Origin of the sequence: Chitinilyticum piscinae (assembly GCF_015223195.1) — a bacterium.
GTDB lineage: Bacteria > Pseudomonadota > Gammaproteobacteria > Burkholderiales > Chitinibacteraceae > Chitinilyticum > Chitinilyticum piscinae.
This window is the reverse complement of record NZ_JADFUA010000002.1, coordinates 137,470-160,968: the sequence shown is the minus strand read 5'-3', so window position 1 is coordinate 160,968 and position 23,499 is coordinate 137,470. Positions and strand designations below refer to the sequence as shown.

Annotated in this window: 25 protein-coding genes; 9 read left to right on the top strand and 16 right to left on the bottom strand. The window is 60.6% G+C overall.

Annotated elements, in window-relative coordinates; genetic code table 11:
• The first annotated feature begins 105 nt into the window (after positions 1–105).
• The 5 genes from INR99_RS04610 to INR99_RS04590 all read left to right on the top strand — a co-directional run bounded on the left by INR99_RS04610 (position 106) and on the right by INR99_RS04590 (position 4,356).
• Positions 106–1,317 carry an STAS domain-containing protein gene (locus INR99_RS04610; RefSeq protein WP_194115154.1) on the top strand — a complete coding sequence of 404 codons (1,212 nt, stop codon included), beginning with the start codon at positions 106–108 and terminating at the stop codon, positions 1,315–1,317.
• A 73-nt stretch (positions 1,318–1,390) separates the two neighbouring features.
• A complete protein-coding gene (hslV, locus tag INR99_RS04605; protein ID WP_194115153.1) occupies positions 1,391–1,924 on the top strand; it encodes an ATP-dependent protease subunit HslV in 534 nt (177 codons plus the stop codon).
• A gap of 2 nt (positions 1,925–1,926) precedes the next feature.
• Positions 1,927–2,889, top strand: a complete 963-nt coding sequence (locus INR99_RS04600; protein ID WP_194115152.1) for a biotin--[acetyl-CoA-carboxylase] ligase — start codon at positions 1,927–1,929, stop codon at positions 2,887–2,889.
• Between the two features lies 1 nt (position 2,890).
• Positions 2,891–3,646 carry a type III pantothenate kinase gene (locus INR99_RS04595; protein WP_194115151.1) on the top strand — a complete coding sequence of 252 codons (756 nt, stop codon included), beginning with the start codon at positions 2,891–2,893 and terminating at the stop codon, positions 3,644–3,646.
• A complete protein-coding gene (locus tag INR99_RS04590; protein ID WP_194115150.1) occupies positions 3,643–4,356 on the top strand; it encodes an SPOR domain-containing protein in 714 nt (237 codons plus the stop codon). The genes INR99_RS04595 and INR99_RS04590 overlap by 4 nt, the downstream gene beginning before the upstream one ends.
• 10 nt (positions 4,357–4,366) lie before the next feature.
• Here INR99_RS04590 and INR99_RS04585 read toward each other — a convergent pair whose 3' ends face one another.
• Genes INR99_RS04585 through INR99_RS04575 form a run of 3 tightly spaced genes read right to left on the bottom strand, consistent with a single transcriptional unit; the run spans position 4,367 to position 6,572 of the window.
• Positions 4,367–4,780, bottom strand: coding sequence for a hypothetical protein (locus INR99_RS04585; protein ID WP_194115149.1), 414 nt, complete (start codon positions 4,778–4,780; stop codon positions 4,367–4,369).
• Complete coding sequence (locus INR99_RS04580) at positions 4,777–6,030, bottom strand: flagella assembly protein FlgT middle domain-containing protein (RefSeq protein WP_194115148.1); 1,254 nt, start codon at positions 6,028–6,030, stop codon at positions 4,777–4,779. Before INR99_RS04580 ends, INR99_RS04585 begins: the two co-directional genes overlap by 4 nt.
• A complete protein-coding gene (locus INR99_RS04575; RefSeq protein ID WP_228098085.1) occupies positions 6,030–6,572 on the bottom strand; it encodes an LPP20 family lipoprotein in 543 nt (180 codons plus the stop codon). The genes INR99_RS04580 and INR99_RS04575 overlap by 1 nt, the downstream gene beginning before the upstream one ends.
• 120 nt (positions 6,573–6,692) lie before the next feature.
• Between INR99_RS04575 and INR99_RS04570 the strand changes: the two genes are divergently transcribed.
• Positions 6,693–6,845 carry a hypothetical protein gene (locus INR99_RS04570; RefSeq protein WP_194115147.1) on the top strand — a complete coding sequence of 51 codons (153 nt, stop codon included), beginning with the start codon at positions 6,693–6,695 and terminating at the stop codon, positions 6,843–6,845.
• Between the two features lie 60 nt (positions 6,846–6,905).
• Here INR99_RS04570 and trmB read toward each other — a convergent pair whose 3' ends face one another.
• From trmB to gmk, 6 genes are all read right to left on the bottom strand, one after another.
• Entirely contained in the window at positions 6,906–7,619 is a 714-nt protein-coding gene (trmB, locus tag INR99_RS04565) for a tRNA (guanosine(46)-N7)-methyltransferase TrmB (protein WP_308431448.1), read from the bottom strand.
• 476 nt (positions 7,620–8,095) lie between these two features.
• Positions 8,096–8,890, bottom strand: a complete 795-nt coding sequence (locus INR99_RS04560) for a thiazole synthase (protein ID WP_194115145.1) — start codon at positions 8,888–8,890, stop codon at positions 8,096–8,098.
• A gap of 85 nt (positions 8,891–8,975) precedes the next feature.
• Entirely contained in the window at positions 8,976–9,176 is a 201-nt protein-coding gene (thiS, locus tag INR99_RS04555; RefSeq protein ID WP_194115144.1) for a sulfur carrier protein ThiS, read from the bottom strand.
• 474 nt (positions 9,177–9,650) lie between these two features.
• Positions 9,651–11,834 carry a RelA/SpoT family protein gene (locus tag INR99_RS04550; protein ID WP_194115142.1) on the bottom strand — a complete coding sequence of 728 codons (2,184 nt, stop codon included), beginning with the start codon at positions 11,832–11,834 and terminating at the stop codon, positions 9,651–9,653.
• An 11-nt stretch (positions 11,835–11,845) separates the two neighbouring features.
• The gene (gene rpoZ, locus INR99_RS04545; RefSeq protein WP_194115140.1) at positions 11,846–12,055 is read right to left on the bottom strand and encodes a DNA-directed RNA polymerase subunit omega; all 210 of its coding nucleotides are present in this window, start codon (positions 12,053–12,055) and stop codon (positions 11,846–11,848) included.
• 80 nt (positions 12,056–12,135) lie between these two features.
• Complete coding sequence (gene gmk, locus INR99_RS04540) at positions 12,136–12,750, bottom strand: guanylate kinase (RefSeq protein ID WP_194115138.1); 615 nt, start codon at positions 12,748–12,750, stop codon at positions 12,136–12,138.
• A gap of 165 nt (positions 12,751–12,915) precedes the next feature.
• Here gmk and INR99_RS04535 point away from each other — a divergent pair, with 165 nt between their 5' ends.
• A complete protein-coding gene (locus INR99_RS04535) occupies positions 12,916–13,497 on the top strand; it encodes a putative metalloprotease CJM1_0395 family protein (protein WP_194115136.1) in 582 nt (193 codons plus the stop codon).
• Positions 13,498–13,530: 33 nt separating this feature from the next.
• Here INR99_RS04535 and msrQ read toward each other — a convergent pair whose 3' ends face one another.
• From msrQ to INR99_RS04520, 3 genes are all read right to left on the bottom strand, one after another.
• A complete protein-coding gene (msrQ, locus tag INR99_RS04530) occupies positions 13,531–14,112 on the bottom strand; it encodes a protein-methionine-sulfoxide reductase heme-binding subunit MsrQ (protein ID WP_194115134.1) in 582 nt (193 codons plus the stop codon).
• On the bottom strand, positions 14,112–15,032 hold the full coding sequence (msrP, locus tag INR99_RS04525; RefSeq protein WP_194115132.1) for a protein-methionine-sulfoxide reductase catalytic subunit MsrP: 921 nt from the start codon (positions 15,030–15,032) through the stop codon (positions 14,112–14,114). The genes msrQ and msrP overlap by 1 nt, the downstream gene beginning before the upstream one ends.
• Before the next feature lie 126 nt (positions 15,033–15,158).
• Positions 15,159–15,470, bottom strand: coding sequence for a c-type cytochrome (locus INR99_RS04520; RefSeq protein ID WP_194115130.1), 312 nt, complete (start codon positions 15,468–15,470; stop codon positions 15,159–15,161).
• Positions 15,471–15,598: 128 nt separating this feature from the next.
• Here INR99_RS04520 and cysG point away from each other — a divergent pair, with 128 nt between their 5' ends.
• Positions 15,599–16,990, top strand: a complete 1,392-nt coding sequence (gene cysG / locus INR99_RS04515; RefSeq protein ID WP_194115128.1) for a siroheme synthase CysG — start codon at positions 15,599–15,601, stop codon at positions 16,988–16,990.
• A gap of 50 nt (positions 16,991–17,040) precedes the next feature.
• On the opposite strand, the gene INR99_RS04510 is transcribed toward cysG, so the two are convergent.
• From INR99_RS04510 to murI, 4 genes are all read right to left on the bottom strand, one after another.
• A complete protein-coding gene (locus tag INR99_RS04510) occupies positions 17,041–19,470 on the bottom strand; it encodes a response regulator (RefSeq protein WP_194115127.1) in 2,430 nt (809 codons plus the stop codon).
• A 67-nt stretch (positions 19,471–19,537) separates the two neighbouring features.
• On the bottom strand, positions 19,538–20,272 hold the full coding sequence (locus INR99_RS04505) for an LrgB family protein (protein WP_228098084.1): 735 nt from the start codon (positions 20,270–20,272) through the stop codon (positions 19,538–19,540).
• The gene (locus INR99_RS04500) at positions 20,269–20,631 is read right to left on the bottom strand and encodes a CidA/LrgA family protein (RefSeq protein ID WP_194115125.1); all 363 of its coding nucleotides are present in this window, start codon (positions 20,629–20,631) and stop codon (positions 20,269–20,271) included. The genes INR99_RS04505 and INR99_RS04500 overlap by 4 nt, the downstream gene beginning before the upstream one ends.
• A complete protein-coding gene (gene murI / locus INR99_RS04495; protein WP_194115123.1) occupies positions 20,631–21,440 on the bottom strand; it encodes a glutamate racemase in 810 nt (269 codons plus the stop codon). The genes INR99_RS04500 and murI overlap by 1 nt, the downstream gene beginning before the upstream one ends.
• A 137-nt stretch (positions 21,441–21,577) precedes the next feature.
• Between murI and INR99_RS04490 the strand changes: the two genes are divergently transcribed.
• Positions 21,578–23,251 carry a SulP family inorganic anion transporter gene (locus INR99_RS04490; protein WP_194115122.1) on the top strand — a complete coding sequence of 558 codons (1,674 nt, stop codon included), beginning with the start codon at positions 21,578–21,580 and terminating at the stop codon, positions 23,249–23,251.
• Positions 23,252–23,499: the final 248 nt, after the last annotated feature.

Sequence of the window (23,499 nt, the reverse complement as noted above, 5' to 3'; positions counted from 1 at the left end):
CTGATTTTCAGCCCCTCTGGATAATGCTGTACTGTCATTAGGCGGGGCCTGAGGCTACAATGCACACTTGTATTCGATACGCCGATCAGGCGGCAGGGATGTAGCGTGGTGTTCTCGTTTTTCCGCAAGAAAGATCAGGATGATGCCAAGGGCCCGGCAACGAGCATGCGTTCCGGCCAGACCGTCATGCCCGATGCGGGGCGTACTGGGCCCCAGGGGAATGCTGCGCAGGACAAGGCGGACACAGCCGCTCACTTTGACCATGCTGCCATGGCCATCGAGGTGGGGGTAGGCTCCGAGATGCTCAGCCCCTGCGAAGAGCAGGCGGTGATGTTGCATGCCAACAATCAGCCGGATGCCGCCATCGCGGTGCTGGAACCGGAAATCGCCCAGGTCAAGGGCAAACGTCGCCTGGAAACCTGGCTGATGCTGTTCGAGCTGTACCAGCAGACCGGCCGCCGTCAGCAATTCGACGCACTTGGGCTCAACTATGTGGTCGAGTTCGAAACATCGCCGCCCATCTGGCAGAACGCCACACCGCAAGCCGGTACCGGCAGCAAAGGGCCGGGGAGCAATTATTTCGCCTTCGGCGAAAAACTGGCAGCAGACACAATCTCAGCTGAAATCAGCCGCTTTAGCGCCAGTTTTGACAAATCGCCGATTCTGCGCGTGGACTTTGCCAAAGTTCGCCAGATTGACACGCTCGGCGCAGCAGAACTGCTGGTGAGCTGGCAGCAGGCCCAAAAACGCAAGCTCAGCCTGCAGGTACTGGGCTCCAAGGAAATGGCCAGCCTGCTGTCGGAAAAGATCGAAGTAGGTCGCCCGATGCCGGCAGAAGCCCCCTTCTGGCTGCTGCTGATCGAGCTTTACCAGGCCCTTGGGCTGCAGGAAGAATTCGAAAACCTTGCCGTGGATTATGCGATCACTTACGAGGTTTCTCCGCCCTCCTGGGATTCGCGCCACGCACCGCGAACGGCTAGCCAGGTCGCGGCAGACGAGGCCAAGGCCAAGGCCGAAATCCAGGATGCAGCACCGGCAGGCAGCGACGGAGAACTGAGCCTGAGCGGCGAAATCACTGCCAAGCAGTGTGAAGCGCTGGATACAATCCGCAAACACGCGGAAGGCCGGGATCATCTGAGCATCAACCTGGCCAGGGTCAAACGGATCGATTTCGAATCCGCCGGCATGCTGCTCAACCTTTTCATGGGCATGCCCGGCAAGACGGTTTCACTGCAACAGAGCAATGAAATGGTCTACGGCCTGCTGCGACTGATGGGCATCACCGAACTGGTCAGCGTCAGCCGCAAGAAGCGCTAATTCGCTACCGCGCCTTGAGATCTGGCCGGACGAACCCATCTCTGCCCGTAAGACCAACGACACAGGACAAGTCATGCAGCAATTCGACGGCACCACCATCGTATCGGTTCGCCGTGGCAATCAGGTTGCCGTAGGCGGAGATGGTCAGGTCACGCTGGGCAATGTGGTGATCAAGGGGACGGCGCGCAAAGTACGCAAACTCTACAACGACCGTGTGATTGTCGGTTTTGCCGGCGGCACGGCAGATGCCTTTACCCTGTTCGAGCGTTTCGAGGCCAAACTCGAAAAACATCAGGGACAACTCACCCGTGCCGCGGTCGAACTAGCCAAGGACTGGCGCACGGATCGCGCCCTGCGGCGACTGGAAGCGATGCTGATCGTCGCCGACCCGACGGCCACGCTGGTAATCACCGGCAATGGCGACGTTCTTGAACCGGAACAGGGTATTGCGGCGATCGGCTCTGGCGGCTCGTTTGCCCAGGCTGCCGCACGCGCGCTCTACGAGAATACCGAATTGCCCGCAGATGTAGTGGTCAAGAAAGCGCTCGAAATTGCCGGCGACATCTGCATCTACACCAACCAGAACCACGTTATCGAAACCCTGTAACGATGGCCGACACGCTCAGCATCCTGCAGGCCCTCAGCACCGAACACTTCACCTCTGGCGCGGCGCTTGCCGAGCGCTTCCAGTGTTCCCGCGCCACGATTTCCGGGGCACTCGCCCTGAGCGAAACCTACGGTATAGCCCTGGAACGCAAACATGGCGTTGGTTACAGGCTGATACCCAAAGTAGACTGGCTCGACCAGCGCCAGTTGCAAGCACAGCTCGCGACAAATTCACAGCTGCAGATCCGCTGCACCGGCATCACGGATTCCACCAACCGCCAGTTACTGCAAAACCCGGGCCATGGCTTGGCATTAGCCGCAGAGTGGCAAACCGCAGGACGCGGCCGCCGCGGCCGCAACTGGCAGGGGCAGATCGGCAGCTCGCTGCTGTTCTCACTGTGCTGGCAATTCGATGGCGGGCCAAGCCAACTGGCCGGCCTCCCCCTGGTGGTCGGGCTGTCGGTTGCGCAAACACTGGCCCGGCTTGGGGTTCAGGATATCGCCCTGAAATGGCCCAACGATCTGTTGCTACCGATGGGCCATGGCTGGGGAAAAGTCGGCGGTATCCTGATCGAGATGCAGGGTGATGCGCTAGGCCCCTCGCTGGTCGTCATTGGCATCGGGCTGAACGTACTTGCTCCGCCTGCTGACGTCGACCAGCAGGCAAGCAGCCTCAGCGGCGCCGGGCTTGGCTGCACGCGCAATGCCCTGCTGGCCAATCTGCTGCAGGGGCTCGAGCAACAGTTGCTTCAGTTTGCCCAAGATGGCTTTACCGACGCGCTGATCCGCCAATGGGAAAGCCGGCATGCATGGCAGGGCTGTGAAGTGGAGGCTCTGCTGGCCAACGGCAGCAGGCAGCGCGGCAAAGCGGTCGGCCTCAGTGCTGATGGCAATCTGCGGCTGGCCACTGGCGCAGAAGAAATTCTGCTGGGCAGCGGCGATGTCAGCCTCAGGCAGAGCGCCTGACATGGAGTTGCTGATCGATCTGGGAAACACCCGGACCAAGTGGGCCCTGCTGGACACTGATTATCAGGCTGGGGCCCAGTGGCAAACCAGTGGCAATGCGACAGATCTTGCAGGCTTACTGCAGCACTGGCTGCGGCTACCGCCCCCCCGCAGCATCAGCGGCTGTGCAGTCGGGTGCCCGGATTTGCAGCAGCAGATCTCGGACTGGACACGCCAGCACTGGCACCGATCACCCGGCTGGCTGCGCCCTGCTGCGGGTTGCCTGGGGCTCAGCAGTGACTATGACCTCACCCAACTGGGCAGCGACCGTTGGGCAACACTGGCCGGAGCTCGCAGTCTTTACCCCGACACCCCCTTGCTGATCGTCTCTGCCGGAACGGCTTGCGTGCTCGACAGCATGAGTGTGGATGGCCGTTTTCTCGGCGGCATGATCCTTCCAGGCTACCGGCTGCAGCGCCAGGCTCTGCATCAGCACACCGCCCGCCTGCCTTTGCGGGAAGGTGAGTATCGCGAGTTTCCGCATAATACTGCAGATGCGATTGCGACAGGCTGTGTCAGCGCCCTCACCGCCTGCGTCGAAACCGCATTTTCCCGCCTCGCCCGGAACAGCACCGTAATCCCGTTGCTGCTGCTGACCGGTGGCGATGCACCTTTGCTGGCGGACAAACTTAACAAGCCCGCACTGCTGGTAGATAATCTCGCCCTGCACGGTCTGGCTGCACTACGCACCAGCGGGGAAGGAGAGTTTCTGCCATGAAATGGCTGTTTTTCGTATTGCTGGTCGCCAACCTCGCGATTTTTGCGGTTGCCAGGCTGTTGCCACCCGCGGTTACTGCAAGCAACCCGGCCAATCGGGAAATCAACGCCAGCGCCATCCAGATTGTCAGTGAAGGTCATGTCCCCGCTGCCAGCACCCCGAGCAGTGATGCCGATGCAACGACACAAGACAACGCGGCCACAAGCCAGGCAGCTTCTGGCTCATCTGCAACGAATGCAGGCAGCGAGGGTAAGCTCTGTCTGCGCTGGCATGGCCTGGTCGGCGAGCAGATCGCTGCGGCACGACAGGATCTCGCCGCACTCTCGCTGAATGCGCAGGAAAAAGGCAGCAGTGGCAACAACCGCGTCTGGGTGTATATCCCGCCGCTGGACACCATGGAGCAGGCCAAGGCCAAGGCCGAACAGCTTAAAGGCCTTGGGGTTGACGATTACTTCATCGTCAATGATGGGCGGCGCTGGCAGAACGCGATTTCACTGGGGATTTACTCCACTCGCGAAGCCGGTGAACGGGCACTGGAAGAATTCCGCGCCAAGGGGGTGAAATCGGCCGTATTACGCGATCGTGATGACACCCTGCGCCGCACCGACTTCCTGATCCGGTCTGCCACCACCGAGCAGTACAATGCACTCAAGCGCGCCAGTACCCGCTACCGCGGCGCGGAGTTGCAGGAACTCGCCTCCTGCAACTGATTGTGCCCGCTCAGGGATAGCTGTACTGCTGCCAGCGCAGCTCCGGGTTGTTCACGATATAAAACTCGTTGGTCGGCCGTTTGGCTGCCGGAGGAGCACCTTCAGCCTTGCCGGCTGCTGCAGCACCAGCAGCCGCCCCGAAAATCGGAGCGGGCTTGGCAGCGGTTGCGGCAGGCGCATGGCTACTGCTGACCGAATACCCACGTGCAGGCGGCAGAACGGCATTGGCTGGCAACTCGGTACCCGGCAACACACGAACAACCCCCGGGCCGGTATACACGGGCTCAGCAGAACGCGCCGAACCATGCCCCTTGGCGGCAGGGGGCTTGCGATGCACGGATGAGCTGGCAACGGCTCCGGCGGCCAAGCCGCCAAGCAGCACCAGCACCACACTGCGCAACCACAATGATGTCACGACATTCATCGGCGGGACTCCTTGCCACTGTCAACACGTACATAATCGCCGGCCTGCACACTCCCCTCCACCGTTCCTACGGCAAACAGGGGCTGAACGGCGGCGACCAGGAATGTCCCACTGCGCAGCTCGGGCAGTCCCAAGGCGCTATCAGCCGGCGTGGATAGTGTGTCCACCGGCAAGCCCCCCGGCTGCAAGCGATACAGCCGCAACTGATCCCCGGGGCGCAGACCGCTCTGCCCCCCCGCATCGACATACACCTGCTTGCCCTCCACACGCACGACCCGTGCGGTCATCGGCAAACAGCGCAGGGACAGATCAATTTGCCCCAGCACCTGCTGCAACTGCTGCTCAACCATGCGGCCATAATCGGTAGCAAAGAAACGCGGACCCGCAAACTCGGTTCCCTCGGCCTGCGCCACTTCCCCGGAAACCTGCCCGGGGAACAATTGCCTGCTCAGCAATGTTCCGGAGATACCATCGTAAACAAAGGTCTCGATATCGAAACGGCGATCCTTGGGCGAAGTCTTGATCCCGAGCCGCAAAAAATGGGCGCCAGGCACATTCAGCACCTGTTTGCGCTCGCCTTCGCGAAGCTCGCCATCGGCCGCCACGCCAACCCGCTGCCCGCTACTGCCGGCATCGCGGATGATGCCTCCGACAACAAACTGGGTGTTGTAGCGGACCGCCAACTCATGCACCCGTGCAGGCAACTGCTGCGGCTCGACAAAGCGGGGATTGAACTGGAATGCGGCCTGATAGGCGGCCTGCTGGGGAAGGTAGCGCCCGGAGTCCTGCAGCTGACGAGCCAGATAGGCCTGCAGGTTTTCCGGCACGCGCATCAGGTCAACCACCTGCCCCGGCTGCTGCACATAAAAATGCGTAAGCAGCACCTTGCGGCGGTAGCGGTCGGCGGCACACCCGGAAAGTGACTGTCCTGCGCCGGATGGAACCACGGCCACTGCAGCGGACTGAACATCGAGTTTTACATGCCAGAAGCCATTGGCTTCCCATTCACTCAGCAGCCGATATTCACCAACGGGTGCAGTACGGACCTCCAGTTGCTCCCCACCCTGTGCTGTGGTGTTGCTGCGTACCGATGCCCCCGCAGCCAGACCGGCATTGAGCAGCGCATCGCGAATCGCCTCGCTGCGCGCAGCCTCGACCCCCGCAGAGCCCAGTGGCGCGACACCCTCAAACTGCGCCGCCGACAGCGGCAGCGCGAGACTTGTCAGGATGGCTAGAAGCAGTTTTTGCATTACTCGGCGAGGTAGAAATTGTTGCTGCCATTTGCCGTACGGGTCGCGGGCAGTGCAACGGTACGTGATTCGGCAGTAGCGGACGACGAACCGGATTCGCTCACTACGGCAGCCTGCTGTGCCTCACGCTGAAAGTCAGGAGACAACGACAGTTCCAGCACCGTTTCGTAGCCATTACCCGGCAGCGGCGTCACACTCACTACCCGGGCACCACGCAGATAAGCCTCGACATACACGCGAAAACTGTCGCTGGTCAGCGTGGCGGCATTCACCGTGCTCTGGCCTGTCAGTTTGAGCCCTGCAACCGTCTCCGCCAGCGAGCGATAGGCATCCAGCTTGGAGGCCCGGATTGCCATCATGCGGCGCTGATCCGGCGAGAGCCCTTCGATGGTCGGTGTCGTGCCATACCCTACAGCCGTAACGCGAGCTGGCAGGTGGGCTGCGGGCGTATCGGCACTTGCCTTGCTGCCAGACTGCATGCTGCTGCAACCACTCAGCAGCAACAGCCCCGTGATTACCACCAGACTTTGCCATGCCTTCATCTGCCTGCTCCTTAAGCGTTCATTCAGCCGGATTCCAGTCTAGAGCACGCCCAGCCCGGAGGCCAGCTGCATACCGCGTTGGCAACGGCTATGCTGCAACAAAGCCCCAGGAGACACATCATGACTCGCAATCAGGTTCTGCAAGGCATTCTCGATCTGCTCGACAAGCTCTCCGATGAGGAGCTGGAGGCACTCTACAACCGTCTGCATCAGGATGACCACATTCTGGCAACCGGCAAGGGTCGCTTCGAACATCAGGACATGGTCGACTGATACACCGCATGGTATCGGCCTGAACCGGGCAATCTTGAATGCCTGCAGTCCGGTACTTGCTTAGCGCTTGCGAAAAACCAGATCCCAAACACCGTGGCCGAGCTTGATGCCGCGGTTTTCGAACTTGGTCAGCGGACGATAATCCGGGCGCGGAGCATAACCGTCAGCGGTATTTAGCAGATCGGCGTTGCCAGAGAGCACCTCCAGCATCTGGATTGCATAGTCTTCCCAGTCGGTCGCCAGATGGATATAGCCACCGGACTTCAGGCGTGAAACCAGCAACTCGACAAAGGCTGGCTGGATCAGGCGGCGCTTGTTGTGCCGCTTCTTGTGCCAGGGGTCGGGAAAATAGACGTGCACGCCATCCAGCCCCGCAGGGGCGATCATCTGTTGCAGCACATCAACGGCATCGTGCTGCACGATTCGCACATTGCCGATGTCCCCTTCACCCAGCAACTTGAGCAGACTGCCCACCCCCGGCGTATGCACTTCCACACCGATAAAATCGGTATCGCTGCGACCAGCGGCAATCTGCGCTGTCGCCTGCCCCATGCCAAAGCCGATTTCCAGCACGCGCGGCGCGCTGCGCCCGAATGCGGCATCCAGATCCAGCAGCTGATCACGGTAGGGAATGCAGTATTTCGGTCCGAAATCATGCAGCGCCTTTTCCTGGCCTTTCGACAAATGCCCCTGGCGCAAGACGAAGGATTTGATGCGGCGATGCTTGCTGGTATCCGGGCCATGATAATCGGCCTGCGGCCACACACTGCGGATTTCCTCGGCCTGCTGCTCGGCGGTGAAGTGTTCCCAGACAAGCCCATTGACATCCGGGGAGGCCGTCATGGCCTCGGCCTGCGGATCTTCCCAGCCCAGATGGCGCAGGCCGGGCGCCCCTTCCACCGTGCGGATCGACACATTCAGCGTTTTGGTACGCCACAGTGCGTATTCCCCGTCGATGACCAGCACGGGCTCGGCACCTAGCCGGGTCGTGTAATCGGCCACGCTTGCGGCCAGGTCGGTCACACCCAGCGCGAGATGCAGTTTTTTGTCGCTCATCGTTTTGTCCAGCCAAAGAAAAACGCCGCCAGCGGCGGCGTGGTAATAAGCGGATTATAAACGAATACAGCTCGGCACTGTGCAGCAGGGCGACAGTCGCGGCCACGACAGTCAGCGACAGCGCCACAACCTCACAAGGGTATTGCCATGCAAACCCTGAATGAAAAGGGCTGCATGACAATACATGACACGGTTTACTTGCTTGCTGCAATCAGCCCCGACACCGGGCTGGACGGGTCAGCCGAGTACAGCTTTTTCGGCATACGGCCGGCCAGGAAGGATTCGCGCCCGGCTTCGACCGCCAGCTTCATCGCGCGGGCCATGCGCACCGGATCTTTCGCATGGGCAATCGCGGTGTTCATCAGGATGCCATCGCAACCCAGTTCCAGCGCAATCGTCGCATCCGATGCCGTACCAACACCCGCATCAACCAGCACCGGCACGGACAGCTGCTCGATGATCAGGCGCAGGTTCCACGGATTCAGGATACCCATGCCGGAACCGATCAGCGAAGCCAGCGGCATCACCGCGCAGCAACCGATTTCCTGCAACTCCTTGGCGATAATCGGGTCATCCGAGGTATATACCATCACGTCAAAGCCATCCTTGACCAGCACCTCAGCCGCTTTCAGCGTTTCCCGCACGTTCGGGAACAGGGTGTGCTGGTCACCCAGCACTTCGAGCTTGACCAGCTTGTGACCATCCAGCAGTTCGCGCGCCAGGCGCAATGTACGAATGGCGTCCTCGGCGGTGTAACACCCTGCCGTGTTGGGCAGGTAGGTGAATTCGGATGGCGGCAGATAATCCAGCAGGCTGGCTTCGCCGGCATTCTGGCCGATGTTCACGCGGCGGATCGCCACAGTCACGATCTCGGCGCCGGACGCCTTTACCGCCTCGCGGGTCTGCGCGAAATCCTGGTATTTGCCGGTCCCCACGATCAGGCGCGAGTTATAGGTTTTGCCGGCAATCTGGAAAATATCGTCACTCATGGATTAACCCCTTGTTGTTGAACCTGCTGGCGCCCGCTGAACGGGTCATTGATATCGATTGAAGGTGATGTACTAACGCCGACGATCAGCCCCCGCCAACCGCGACCACCATTTCCAGCACGTCGCCGTCCTGCAGGACAGTCTCGCCATGCTGGCTGCGCGGCACGATCTCGCCATTGCGCTCCAGCGCAATGCGTTTGCCGGTCAAGCCCAGTGCTTCGACCATGCCGGCCACGGTAATGCCATCATTGAATTCGCGGCGTTCGCCATTGAGAGAAAGCTGCATCCCAAGCCCCTGTCATTGCAATACTGAACCGGCGCGATTCTAGCATGCACTCGGGATGCCGCATTGATGCGACTCAGGGTTTGCAATCAGTAAAAACAAGAAGCCTTGTCATACCAATCCGGGTTATTAGTGAGCGTGTGGTTTAATCGTAAAGAAATTGCATCACCCGGGATCGTGCTCTCGTACGCTTGGCAGCACCTTTTGGTATTGCATCGCGAACCACAGCGTCAAACAGATCCAAAGTCCCAACGGGACATAGATCAGAGCTTCGCTCTGAACCGTTTTGCCGAACTGCATCAACGCAAAGACTATAAGAATACCCAAAAGAACCCACGTCAAAACAACGGCCACACCCAGTTTGAGATAAACCCAAGCTGCTTCAGAAGGTAGTCGGCGCCACATAAACAAACGCCAAGCACAAGCAGTTACAAGTGCGCCGTTACAGAGAAAGAGCAGTACAACCCAAGCTTGCACTTAGCCCCGCACCCGCTGCAGGCGGTGAACGAGTTGCAGGCCACGCAGGCTCTTGAGCACCTGCGCCAGATGCACACGGTTGTGCACCTGCAGAGTGAACTGCACCTGGATAAAGCGTTCGTCGCTTTCGGTTTGGTCATTCATGCTGACTGCTGCGATGTTCGCATCGGCCTCGGCAATCGCGGCCGCGAGGCAGGCCAGCGTGCCACGCTCGTTGCTGGCCAGCACCTTGACCGGCACATCGAACATGCGCGAGACCTCGGGATCCCATTCGACATAGATGAGCTTGTCAGCATCGACACGACCACGCGCCACCAGGGGGCAATCATGGGTATGAATCAGCAAACCCTGGTCTTTCTTGACCATTCCGAGGATAGGGTCCCCGGGTATCGGATTGCAGCAATGCGCGAACTGGATGGCCATGCCCTCGGTGCCACGCACGGTCACCGCCAGCGGTTTGCGCCCGGCGACTGTGTCTTCTTCCCAGTTGCCGGCCAGTTGCAACAGGCGCTTGGCGACGACCACTCCCAGGCGCTTGCCCAGCCCCAGCTCGGCCAGCACCTCATCGCGGGCTTTGTCGCCATGCTCGCGCAGATAGCGTTCCCATACCTCGTCGCCAATCGGCTGGCTCTGGTTGAGCGCGGTCAGGGATTGCTGCAGCAGCCGCTCGCCCAGATGCACCGACTCCTCGAAACGCATGGTCTTGAGGAAATGCCGGATATGGCTGCGCGCCTTGCCGGTAGTGACGAAGGTCAGCCAGGAGGGGTTGGGGTGGGCATGCGCCGCCATGACGATCTCGACCGAATCGCCATTCTTCAACCGGGTTCTCAGTGGCACCAGTTCATGATTGACCTTGGCGGCGATGCAGCGATTGCCGACATCGGTATGAACCGCGTACGCAAAGTCGACACAGGTCGCACTCGCCGGCAGCGACAGGATCTTGCCCTTCGGGGTGAATACGTAGACCTGGTCAGGGAAAAGGTCGACCTTGATGTGTTCGAGGAACTCGACCGCATCCCCGGAATCGGCCTGCAGCTCCAGCAGGCTCTGCAGCCACTGGTGCGTTTTCTTCTGCACTTCGGAAAAGCCTTCGTCACCGGACTTGTACATCCAGTGACTGGCCACACCCGCGTCAGCGATGCGGTGCATGTCGCCAGTACGGATCTGGATCTCGATCGGCGTGCCATAGGGGCCGAACAGTGTGGTATGCAGCGACTGATAGCCATTCTGCTTCGGAATCGCGATGTAATCCTTGAACTTGCCGGCGATTGGCTTGTAGAGCGAATGCAAAGCTCCCAGCGCCAGATAGCAGGACGGCACATCCTTGACCTGCACGCGGAAACCGTAGATATCCAGCACCTCGGAAAAACTGAGGTGTTTTTCCTGCATCTTGCGATAGATGCTGAAGAGGTTTTTTTCGCGCCCACTGACCGTCGCCTCGATGCTGGCACCTGCGAGCTTGTTGCGGATGCCATCCAGAATCTTGCCAACGACTTCGCGACGGTTGCCCCGCGCCGCCTTCAGCGCCTTGGACAGCACGTCATAGCGATGCGGATGCAGGTATTTGAACGCCAGATCGTCCAGCTCGACATACACGGCATTCAGGCCGATGCGGTTGGCAATCGGCGCATAGATTTCCAGCGTTTCGCGGGCAATGCGCTTTTGCTTGTCGGCGCGCATCGCATCCATGGTGCGCATATTGTGCAAGCGGTCGGCCAGCTTGATGAGAATGACGCGCAGATCATGCGCCATCGCCAGCAGCATCTTGCGGAAGTTTTCCGCCTGCGCCTCTTCCTTGCTCTGGAATTCCAGCTTGTCGATCTTCGACATGCCATCGACCAGCTCGGCAACGGTCTTGCCGAATTTTTCGGTCAACTCCAGCTTGGTGACGCCGCTGTCTTCCATGACATCGTGCAGCAAGGCACCAGCCAGCGCCTGGGCATCGAGCTTCCACTGGGTGAGGATGGTCGCCACCGCGAGCGGGTGGGAAATATACGGCTCGCCCGACTTGCGCTGCTGTTCGCGATGCGCAGCTTCGGCAAACAGGAAGGCGCGCCGCAGATAATCGCGGTCTTCGGCCTTCAGATAGGCGGAGTGCTCGGAAAGGAAGCGGTTGGCATCATCGATGACGTGGGGAGAACCCTGCAGGGCCGGCACGTCCGCGAGGCCGATCACCGCTTCCATCGGTGACCGCCTTAACCGCGGTTGCGGGTCAGGATTTCCGGGCCAACAAGGCCGGCAGCCATTTCACGCAGGGCCAGCACGGTGGGCTTGTCCTTGCCATGGTTATCGACTTGCGGGGTGGAGCCGTTTTCGATCTGGCGTGCGCGGTAGGCAGCAGCCAGCGTCAGGTCAAAGCGGTTCGGGATGCGGTTCAGACAATCATCAACGGTAATGCGGGCCATGCGGCAATCTCCGGAAAAACGTGCAGTGTGATCGATGCGGATCACACCAGAAGAAGTCGATTATACCAGAAGCGGCGCGTTTACCCCTTCAGTGCGCTGATCAGTGCCGTATGGCGCGCAGACTGCGCGACCAGACGCAGGCGCTCGGCGCGCACGACCGCGATGATGTCGCGCACGGCTTCATCGATGTGCTCGTTGACGATGACGAAATCAGCCTCGTCGACATGGCTCATTTCCTCACGAGCCACCTTCATGCGGCGCGCGATCACCTCGTCGCTGTCCTTGCCGCGGCCACGCAGGCGCTGCTCCAGCACGTCCAGTGATGGCGGCAGCACGAAGATGCCGATCGCCTCGCGAAACAGGCGGCGCACCTGCTGGGCGCCCTGCCAGTCGATTTCCAGGAGGATATCGCTGCCGCTCTCGATCACGCTGTTGATCCAGGTTTGCGAGGTGCCGTAATAGTTGCCGTAAACCTCGGCATGCTCGAGGAATTCGCCATTATTGATCATCCGTTCGAATTCGGTGCGCTCGACAAAATGGTAATCCCGGCCATTCACCTCCCCTTCCCGTGGCGCTCGCGTCGTGAACGACACGGAGAGCTGGATCAGCGGATCCGCCGCCAGCAGCGCCTTCACCAGCGTGGTTTTGCCTGCACCGGACGGCGCGGTAACGATGTACAGATTGCCTTTTGCCATGAACGGATAAATCGAATGTGTTGCGGGTGAGCGAAGAGTAGCACAAAGCTGCCGGAACATGGCGCAGGCATCCACCGCGTCCTTTCGTCGCTCGGCTTTGCAGAGCCACGCCAAAAGCTTGACAACATCGCAGTAAAATCATGATGTTAGACAGGAGTCAATGCCATGAGCCCGAACGTGGGCAGCGCAATGACTGCCCTTATCGACCGTGTCTCACAATTGGTGCGCCGCAGTGACACCGCACCGGGTGCCCTGCTGCCTGGCACAGCCCGCAGCACAGTCGCCAGCGATGCCCGCGGGAATGCCTGGACGCCGCGGGGTTCGGACGGCAAACCGCTGAGCAACGAGCAGCAGGCCGAAGTTGCCGATCTGCAGCAGACCGACCGCCGCGTCCGCAGCCACGAGCAGATGCACATCAATGCCGCGCAGGGCATTCAGGTGAGCGGCCCGCATTTTGATCTGCAGGATGGGCCGGATGGGCGCCGCTACGCCGTGGCCGGTGAAGTCGAAATCGATACCTCACCAGGTCGCGACCATCACGAAACCCTGTGGAAAGCGCGGGCGATCCAGGTGGCCGCGCTCGCCCCACCCGATCCATCGGCGCAGGATCGCGCGGTCGCGGCACAAGCGGCGCGGATGGAAGAACAGGCATCCAGCGCGCTTGCCGAGCAGCAAGCGCGGCAGGCCAGAGTTTCCCGCCACTACCGCAGCAGCAGTGCCCCGACGCTGCTTTCAACATACGCCTGACTGTATGCCAACACAGAACATGAAATCAGAAGCCTAGCTTCGCATACCCCTATACCACCAGTACACACGCCCCCCCAGCAGCACTGCCAGCAGCAATCCATACACCAGCGGTTGCGTAAGATCGCGCTTCACCAGCCACAGATAATGCAGCACCACCAGTATGGCCGCCGGATACACCAGCCGATGCAGCCGCCCCCAGTTGCGCTTCAAGCGACGCATCCAGCCGTCGGTCGACGTGACCGCCAGCGGCAGCAGCAGCACGAACGCGACAAAGCCCAGCGTGACAAACGGACGCTTGAGCACATCCCGCCACAACAACTGCAGATCGAAAGACTGATCCAGTACGAAATACGTCAGCACATGCAGGCAGGCATAGAAAAACGCGAACAGGCCGGCCATCCTCCGCAAACGCAGCAGCGGGGCATACCCGCTCAGCCGCCGCAGCGGGGTCAGCGCCAGCGTGACCAGCAAGCCGATCAGCGCCCAGGTGCCGGTCGAATGCGTGATGAACTCGACCGGATTCACCGCCCCTCCCGTCAGCACCAGCACCACCAGGCGCAGCAGTGGCAGCAAGGCCAGCAGGAAATACAGCGGTTTGACCCAGCGCGGCAGCATCAGAAGAACCTGCGCAGATCCATGCCGCGATACAGGCCGGCCACCTGTTCGGCATAACCATTGAATGGCAAAGTCTTGCGCCTGAAGAACTCACCGATGCGCCGCTCGGTCGCCTGGCTCCAGCGTGGATGATCGACGTCGGGATTCACATTCGAATAGAAACCGTATTCGGATGGATTTGCCGTGCTCCAGCTGGTCACCGGCTGCGCCTCCTGGAGACGGATACGCACGATGGACTTGATGCTCTTGAAGCCGTATTTCCACGGCACTACCAGCCGGATCGGCGCGCCATTCTGCCTAGGCAGAACATCGCCATACAATCCGACCGCCAGAATGGTCAGCGGATGCATGGCCTCGTCGATGCGCAAGCCCTCGCGATACGGCCAGTCCAGCACCCGGCTTTTCACTCCGGGCATCTGCTGCGGATCAGCCAGCGACTCGAAGGCGACAAACTTGGCCCGCGAATTGGGCTCGACCAGCCTGAGCAGGCTCGCCAGCGGAAAACCGACCCAGGGAATCACCATCGACCAGCCTTCCACACAGCGCAGCCGATAGACGCGTTCCTCCAGTGGCGCGATTTTCAACAGCTCCTCGATCGCAAAGCGGCGCGGCTTGCCCGCTTCGCCCTCCACGACCACGCTCCACGGAGCAGTTCTGAGGGTCTGCGCAGAGTCAGCCGGATCGGATTTGCTGGTGCCGAATTCGTAGAAATTGTTGTAACTGGTAATGTCCTTGCGACTGTTCGGTGCTTCACCGGTAGACCAGGGGGATGGTTTTGCCAGCAAACCGGCGGCGGCATTGCCCCCCAGCAGTGCCAGTGTCGCCGCAGCGCCAGCCTGCATGAAACGGCGACGATCCAGATAAACCTCGCGCGGCGTAATCTCGCTGGGCGGTACATCGACAGGGGAACGAATCAGCATGGCTCTCTCCTTTTCGCTTGGTCGCAGCATCACTCATTTTCTGACAAACCGAAGCACGGATGGGTTCTCATCGTCGACAGTCGCAAAAAAGCGCCCCGCAGGGCGCCTGGTGGCCGGTGAAGCCGCTTATTTCTGGGCCAGCACCCACTCGGCCAACTGCTTGGCCTCGGCATCCGTCACCGCATTGGCCGGCATCGCCATCGAGCCCCACACACCGGAGCCGCCCTTCTGGATCTTGGTCGCCAGCTTGGCCACTGCTCCCTTGTCGCCCTTGTATTTGGCAGCCACATCCTTATAGGCAGGACCGACCAGCTTCTTGTCGATCGCGTGGCAGGCCATACAGGCCTTGGACTTGGCCAGATCGGCCGGGTTGGCGGCCATCGCACTGCCAGCCAGCAGGACGCCAGCCGCAGCCAGCAGACTCATCATCACTTTCATCAGGGCTCTCCTGGGTAAAAGGTATTCTGTTTTTTATGGAAGGCCGGGGCGAAATTGCCAATCCGACCACATCAGACCGGTTCAGACATGCGAAAATGCAGTGTATCTCCGGACAGGCTACATCGTGCATGGACTATTTCCCGCTTTTCCTTGATCTGCAACAACAACCCTGCCTGATTGTCGGCGGAGGAGACATCGCGCTGCGCAAAGCGCGCCTGCTGCTTGCCGCCGGCGCGGCGCTGGAGCTGGTCGCTCCCACGCTCAATGCAGAACTGCAAGCCCTGCACGAGAGCGGCAAACTGGTCTGGCACGCAGGCGTCTACACGCCGGACCAATTGGCCCGCAACTGGCGGCTGATCATCAGCGCCACCGATGACGCGGCAGTGAATGCCGCCGTATTCCGCGATGCCGAAGCAGCCGGCATTCTGGTCAATAGCGTGGACGATCCGCAGCACAGCCGCTTCATCACCCCGGCCATCATTGATCGCTCGCCCCTGATGGTGGCCCTGTCCACCGGAGGTGGTGTTCCGGTACTGGCCCGCCAGCTCCGGGCGCAGCTGGAGGCGCTGATTCCGCACGGTTATGGCGATCTGGCACGACTGGCCAGCGAACTGCGGCCGCTGGCCAAGGAAAAACTGCCGGACCCCGCGGCGCGGCGGCATTTCTGGGAGCACATTCTGTCCGGCCCCTTGCCGGACCGCGTGTTCGCCGGCGAAGTCACGGCAGTCCGCGAGGAAATCACCACGGCACTGCGGCAAGCTGACAGCAGCACGCTCAAGCGCGGCGCGGTGTATCTGGTCGGCAGCGGCCCGGGGAACCCCGACCTGCTGACCTTCCGCGCCCTGCGCCTGATGCAGCAGGCTGATGTGGTGCTCTATGACAACCTGGTCAGCGCCGACATCATGGAGCTGGTGCGCCGCGACGCCGAGCGCATCTACGTGGGCAAGAAATCCAACAACCATGCGCTACCGCAGGACGAAATCAACCAGCTACTGGTGAAACTGGCGCAACAGGGCCAGAAGGTACTGCGGCTCAAGGGCGGCGACCCCTTCATTTTCGGCAGGGGCGGCGAAGAAATTGCCGAACTGGCGGCCGCCGGCATCGACTTCGAAGTCGTTCCGGGCATTACCTCCGCGGCCGGCGCCTCCTGCTATGCCGGCATCCCACTCACCCATCGCGATTTCGCCCAATCGGTCACCTTTGTCACCGGCCACCGTCGCGATGGCGAAATCGAGCTGGACTGGCCACGGCTGGTCAACCCTTCCGAAACGGTGGTCGTCTACATGGGCGTAGCACAAGCGCCAACGATCTGTGCGAAGCTGATCGAGCACGGCCGAGCGGTGGATACCCCCACGGCAATCGTCGCCAACGCGACACGCGCCGACCAGCAGGTGGTCATCAGCACGCTGGGTAGTCTGCCTGACGATCTGGCGCAAGCCGGCATCAAACCGCCGGCCCTCATCATCATCGGTGATGTGGTCAAGCTGCACGCCACACTGAACTGGCGACATACCCAATAACCTATAAGCACACAATCTTTTTATATTATTGCCTCGAAAGCAATACCCATTCACTTCGCAAGAATTCGCGCGATAACTTCAGCCAGCCGGTCAAACTGCACCGGCTTGCTGATGTAATCATCCATACCGGCAGCGCGGCAATCGGCCTCATCGCCGAGCATGGCATTGGCTGTCATGGCGATCACCGGGATGTTTGGATTTCGCACCTTTTTTTCCCCCTTGCGCAGCACGCGCGTCGCGGTCAACCCATCCATCTCGGGCATCTGCACATCCATGAGCACCGCGCTGTAATCCTTTCGGGCCAGCATCTGCAGGGCCTCCAGCCCATTGCCGGCCTCATCGGCACTCAAGCCCAGCCGGGCCAGCATCGCCAGCGCCACCTTGCGGTTGACGGGATTATCCTCAACCAGCAGCAAGGGCAGCTCAACTTGCGGCAAGACCGGCAAGACTTTCGGCGGCTCGGCCACCGGCAGACGGCCATGGATCACCCGCGACAGCACCACGGGCAGCAAACTCTGTCGCACCGGCTTGTCGAGCGTGTCGGCGAACCCTGCCTCCTGCCAGAAGCGTGAAGTCAATGGCCGCTCGCGCCCCTGCAACAGAATCATCGGCAAGCCGGGCTGAGCCTGCTTGAGCTGGGACGCCAGCAGGAAGCCGTCACCATCATCCAGCTCTCTGGTAAGCAGTGCCAGTGTCAGGAGCGTCCCCTCGGCTTGAGCGCGCGCCAGCAGATCAAGGGCTTCGGCTAGCGTTCCCGCCAGCAGCGGCTGTCCACCGCAGCGCCCGATCTGCAGTGCCAGCAAGGCACGGGCATAAGGATTGCGCTCGACCAGCAGCACCTGGCTTCCCTCGGGCAGGCTCCAGGCCGCTGCAGCCGGTGGCGCGGCAATCTGGAAGGGCAGGAGACAACTGAACCAGGATCCCACGCCTTCGGCACTATTGGCGGTCAGCTCACCGCCCATCAGCGCCACCAGACGACGCGAGATGGAAAGCCCCAGCCCCGTGCCGCCGAACTGGCGCGATACAGAAGCATCACCCTGGCGAAAAGCTTCAAAGATCGACTCGACTTGATGGGCGGCGATACCGATGCCACTGTCACGCACACTGATTTCCACCCGGACCAGCTGTTCACCGGCCTCGATGACGCGCACCAGCAAGGCCACTTCGCCGCCCTGTGTAAACTTGATGGCATTTCCCAGCAGATTGAGCACAACCTGGCGCAAGCGGTTCGGATCACCAAGCAGCTTTGCCGGCAGTAACGGATCAATATCGCAAAGCAACTCCAGCCCCTTCTCCTGCGCGCGCAAGCCCAGCAGATCGCATACATCTTCCAGCAGGGGCGCCGGGGCAAACTCGATGTGCTCGATTTCCAGCTTGCCGGCCTCGATCTTCGAGTAATCCAGGATATCGTTCAGCACGGTAAGCAAAGCCTCCGAGCTGTTGCGCATGGTCTGGGCATAATCGCGCTGCTGCGGACTAAGCGGCGTATCCAGCAGCAGCTGGCTCATGCCGATGACGCCATTCATGGGTGTTCTGATTTCATGGCTCATATTGGCCAGAAAGACACTTTTGGCGCGACTGGCGGCTTCTGCCGCATCTTTGGCTTTTGACAGTGCCGCCACGCGCTGGCGATCACGCTGCACGGCCAGCACCAGCAGTAGCTGCGCCACAATCAGCAGGCACGTAATGATGCCCCCCGCCACCCAGACGACGTTCGCAGCACTTCGCTCCCCGCCGGGAAGCTGTACGGCGTAGTCCAGCTGCCAGCTGCCCCCGGGCACACGGATCGGCAGGCTGACCGTATGGCCACTCAAAGGCACCGTCTGACCCCATACCACCCCCCCATGCGCGCCCTGCGCATCCGCACCGATAATTCTCAGGCGTCCCTGATGGGCGGATTCGCGGATACCCACCCTGTTCCAGAATGTTTCCAATTGGACCACGGAACTGATCAAGCCCCAGTAGCGCCCATCCGTGGTAAAAACCGGAATACGGAAAATCAGCCCCTGCCCCCCCTGAACCAGGGCGATGGGGCCGGCAAGAAAAGGCTGGCGCGATTCGATGACCTGACGAACTGCCGGCCACTGCTTGGGGTTGTCCGGGTAGTACAGGCCGATGGCTTTTTCATTGCCCGTGAGCGGAAATACCCAGCGAATCCGATTGTCGGGCGCAATGCCGATATTGCGCAGATTGCGGGCTTGGCCATACAGCAGTGCCATCATCGCCGGTAGTTGCCGCTCCAGCTGGGCGGGTTCGGCGGTTCGGATAAAGGCCGTCAGGCCCCCTGCGACAAACAGCGTCGAGTTCAGTTCGGACTCGACAGCCGAGCGCAACTGGCCAGCCTCGTTGAGCGCAATTTCCTCAGCCTGTTGCCAGGCTCGTGCCTCCTCCTGCGAGGCCAGATGGCTGGTCAGGAGCCCTGCCCCAGTCAGCAAGAAGAACGCGGGAAGGAGCAGCTCGCCAAGATTGCGCCAGTTCATGCATCACCCAGTTGGTATCAGCTGAACTATAGGTAGCAAGCAGATTTGGTACAGCAGAAAAATGGTCTCAGGCAGGCCAGAATGCCAGCAATAGCGCCAGTGTCAGCGAGGTGAGCACACCATTGAGCCCCATCGCCAGCCCCGCGAATGCCCCGGCCGTCGGCGAAATCTGCATGGCCCTTGCTGTACCTACGCCATGTGCTGCAATCCCAAGTGCAAATCCCTGGGCGATGTCACTGCGCACCCCAAACAGCGACAATAACGGCACGGCAATCATGGCACCGAAAATGCCGGTAAGGATGACGACATTTGCAGTCAATGCCGGCAGTCCTCCCGCGTGCTGGGACAAAGCCATGGCGATCGGCGTCGTCACGGATTTCGGCACAAAGGAAACCAGCACCGCCGGCGACAAGCCGAACAGCTTGCCCAGTGCCAGTGCGCTCAGCATGCCGGCCAGCCCGCCGATGAGCAAGGCGATCAGGAGTGGCCACAGCAAGGCTCGAACCCGCTGAAGATTATCAAACAAGGGCACCGCCAGCGCGACCGTCGCGGTTCCCAGCAGCCAGTGAAACAACTGGGCCCCGCTGAAATAGGACTGGTAGGGCACACCGCAGAGACGCAAAATCGCCACGATCAGCACGATGCTCACCAGCACCGGGTGCAGCAGCGGGAAATGCCGTGTCCGGGCATAGAGCCGCTCCGCCAGCAGGAAACAGCCGGCCGTTACTCCCAGCCACAGGAAAGGCGCGGTCTGCAAAGCCAGCAGCATGGCTTGTGAGTCAAGCGGATTGGCAAAGCTCATGAGAACTCGTCAGCCGATGGATGCCGTCGGCGCAACAACCGGTGCAAAGTCAGCCCGGCCACCAGCAGCGTGATGATGGTCGACAATACCAGCACAGCCAACATGGCCCAGCCTTCATCACGAAGCAAGGGCCCCAGCAGCATCAAGCCGACTCCGGCAGGAACAAACAGCAGCGCCATATAGCGCAGGAGGCCGGAGCACACCCGGCCAACCCGGTCATCCACGCCCCGCTTGATCACCGCCCAGGCGACCAGCAGGAGCATGCCCAGCACAGGCCCGGGCACCGGCAGATGCAGCCCCCGGCTGAGTACCTCACCCAGCAGCTGGAATATCACCAGAAAGGTAAATCCGTACAGCATCAGAGGCTGACCAGATCCAGACGGTTGAGACTGCGCCCGAGAAAACGCTCACCGATGGTCTGGAATTTCACCGGGAGATCGGTCACGTAATACTGATAATCGGGCAATTCGTGCTGCGGATTGGCGAGCCCGCTGTCCTGCAGCAATTGCGCGGCCTGATCCGCAATCGATAGCGCAGAGTCGACCAATTGCAAACGCTGGCCGGTAATGTCACTGAGCAGCGGCTTGATCAGCGGATAATGGGTGCAACCCAGCACCAGCGTATCGATACTCTCGACAAAGACCGGTTTGAGGTATTCCTGCGCAGTCAGACGGGTGACCGGATGATCGAGCCAGCCTTCTTCCACCAGCGGTACAAACAGCGGGCAAGCCTGCGAGTACACGCGGCTATCGGGATTCAGGCGGTGAATTGCGCGGGCATAGGCGTTGGAATTGATGGTCGTCGGCGTACCGATGACTCCGATGCCGCCACTGGCCGAACGGGCGACCGCGTTGCGCGCACCGGCTTCGATAACGTCCAGCACCGGGACCGGTGAAGCCGCACGCACCTTGTCGGCAGCAACTGCAGCCATGGTATTGCAGGCGATGATCAGGATCTTGACTTGCTGTCTGAGCAGGAAGTCGGCGATCTGCTGGGTGTAGTGTTCGATGGTGGCAACCGATTTCACGCCATAGGGAACACGGGCCGTATCGCCGAAATAGATGATGTTTTCAAAAGGCAGGCGATCCATCAGTGCGCGCACCACGGTCAGGCCGCCGACGCCGGAATCGAACACACCAATCGGATGCTGGGGAAGCGATGTTTGCATGACATCCTCGTAGAAAAGGCGATTTTACCCCCGCCCTCCCCATCATGCGAGCACGTCGCAGTGCAACAAATTACGTTACCGAGCAGTTCCTCATCCCGGACCGCCAAGGCGTACACTGAAACGAGGAGGAGCTCCCCATGATTGCATTGCGTGAAGCCTGGCTAGCCGGATTATTTACCCGCAGCAACTGGCTGCCCAATGTGATCGCGGGCGTGATCGTTGGCGTCGTCGCACTGCCGCTGGCAATGGCCTTCGCGATTGCCAGCGGCGCGAAACCCGAGCAGGGGCTGTACACCGCCATCATCGCCGGTTTTGCGGTTGCAGCCTTTGGTGGCTCGCGACTGCAGATCGCCGGGCCCACCGGTGCCTTTGTCGTCATCCTGGCCGACATCACTGCCCGCTATGGAATCGCGGGGCTGGAAACTGCAACCCTGCTAGCGGGGATCATGCTGGTGCTACTGGGGCTGGCGCGCATGGGCGCCGTCATCCGCTTCATCCCGGCACCTGTCATACTCGGTTTCACCAGTGGTATCGGCATGGTGATCTGGGTCGGTCAGTGGCCCTATTTTTTCGGGCTGGCCAACCCGCCCGGCACCCACTTCCATGAAAAAGTCTGGGGGCTGCTGCACGAGATCCCCGGTCTGCATGGCCCGACCACTCTACTGGCAAGCCTTGCCCTGCTGCTGACGCTGCGGGGCAACCGCTTGCCCGGCCTGCGCCGCGTACCCGGTCCGCTGATTGCCCTGGTCGGCATTACACTAGTGCAGTATTTCGCCAGTTTTGAGGGCGTCCGCACCATCCAGAGCGCTTTTGGTGGAATTCCGCAGCAGCTGCCCGAACTGGTCATGCCGGACTTGTCCTTCAGTCGCATTCTGCAACTGATCGGACCCGCTTTCACCATCGCCATGCTCGGTGCCATCGAATCCCTGCTCTCCGCCGTCGTTGCCGACGGCATGGCAGGCACACGGCATGATGCCAATCAGGAACTGATCGGTCAGGGCATTGCCAACCTGCTCACCCCCCTGGTTGGCGGATTCGCGGCCACCGGCGCGATTGCCCGCACCGCCACCAACGTACGCAATGGCGGCACGGGGCCACTGGCTGGCATCGTGCACAGCATGACGCTGCTGGCCATCCTGCTGCTACTGGCGCCGCTGGCCGGGCACATACCGCTGGCGGTACTGGCTGCCATCTTGTTTGTCGTTGCCTGGAACATGAGCGAAGCACACCGTTTCGTGCATATGCTGTTTCACGCGCCGCGTGCGGATGTGGCGATCCTGCTGATTACCTTCGTGCTGACCGTATTTACCGATCTGGTGGTCGCCGTGCAGATTGGCGTAATTTTGGCCATCCTGCAGTTCCTGCGCCGCATGGCCAGCACGGTGAGCGTCACCAGCCAGGGCGAACCGGACCTCAAACATGAACTGGCCATCATGGGGCGCTCGTCACTCCCGAACGGGACGCTGGTTTACAGCATCGACGGCCCCTTCTTCTTCGCGGCTGCCGAACAATGTGAACGGGCACTGATCGCTACACACACCGAAGCTCGCACACAGATCATCCGCCTGCATCACGTGCCCTTCATGGATATGACAGGCTTGCAAACACTTGAGAAAATTATTCTCCAGCTGCAGCAGCGACACATCCGTGTGATTGCCTGCGAAGCCAATCCGAATGTGCTCGGCAAACTGGAGCGAGCCGGCTTGCTAGCTTTACTCGGAACAGAGGGCTATCGCACAACCCTTCAGGCTGCACTTGAACTCAACGATCAGTACGCCACCAATCAGGCTACGGGGGATCAAAGTGCCTGAGGTCACGCCCTTACGGGTGCCTGATTGCAAGCTGCCGTACATACCAGGTACGGCATATGGATGAAGCATGGTAACTAACCAAGTCTCCATCACACGCGACTACTTGCACATACTGCATCAGCGATCATATTTGCCACAACGTTGAACCGATCCACGCTTGATGCTGATCAGCGCCGACAGCAAGAACCCCCGAGTAATTACATTGCCAGGTATATGGTTGAACTTGTTTGTTGTTAATGAGCTACGCA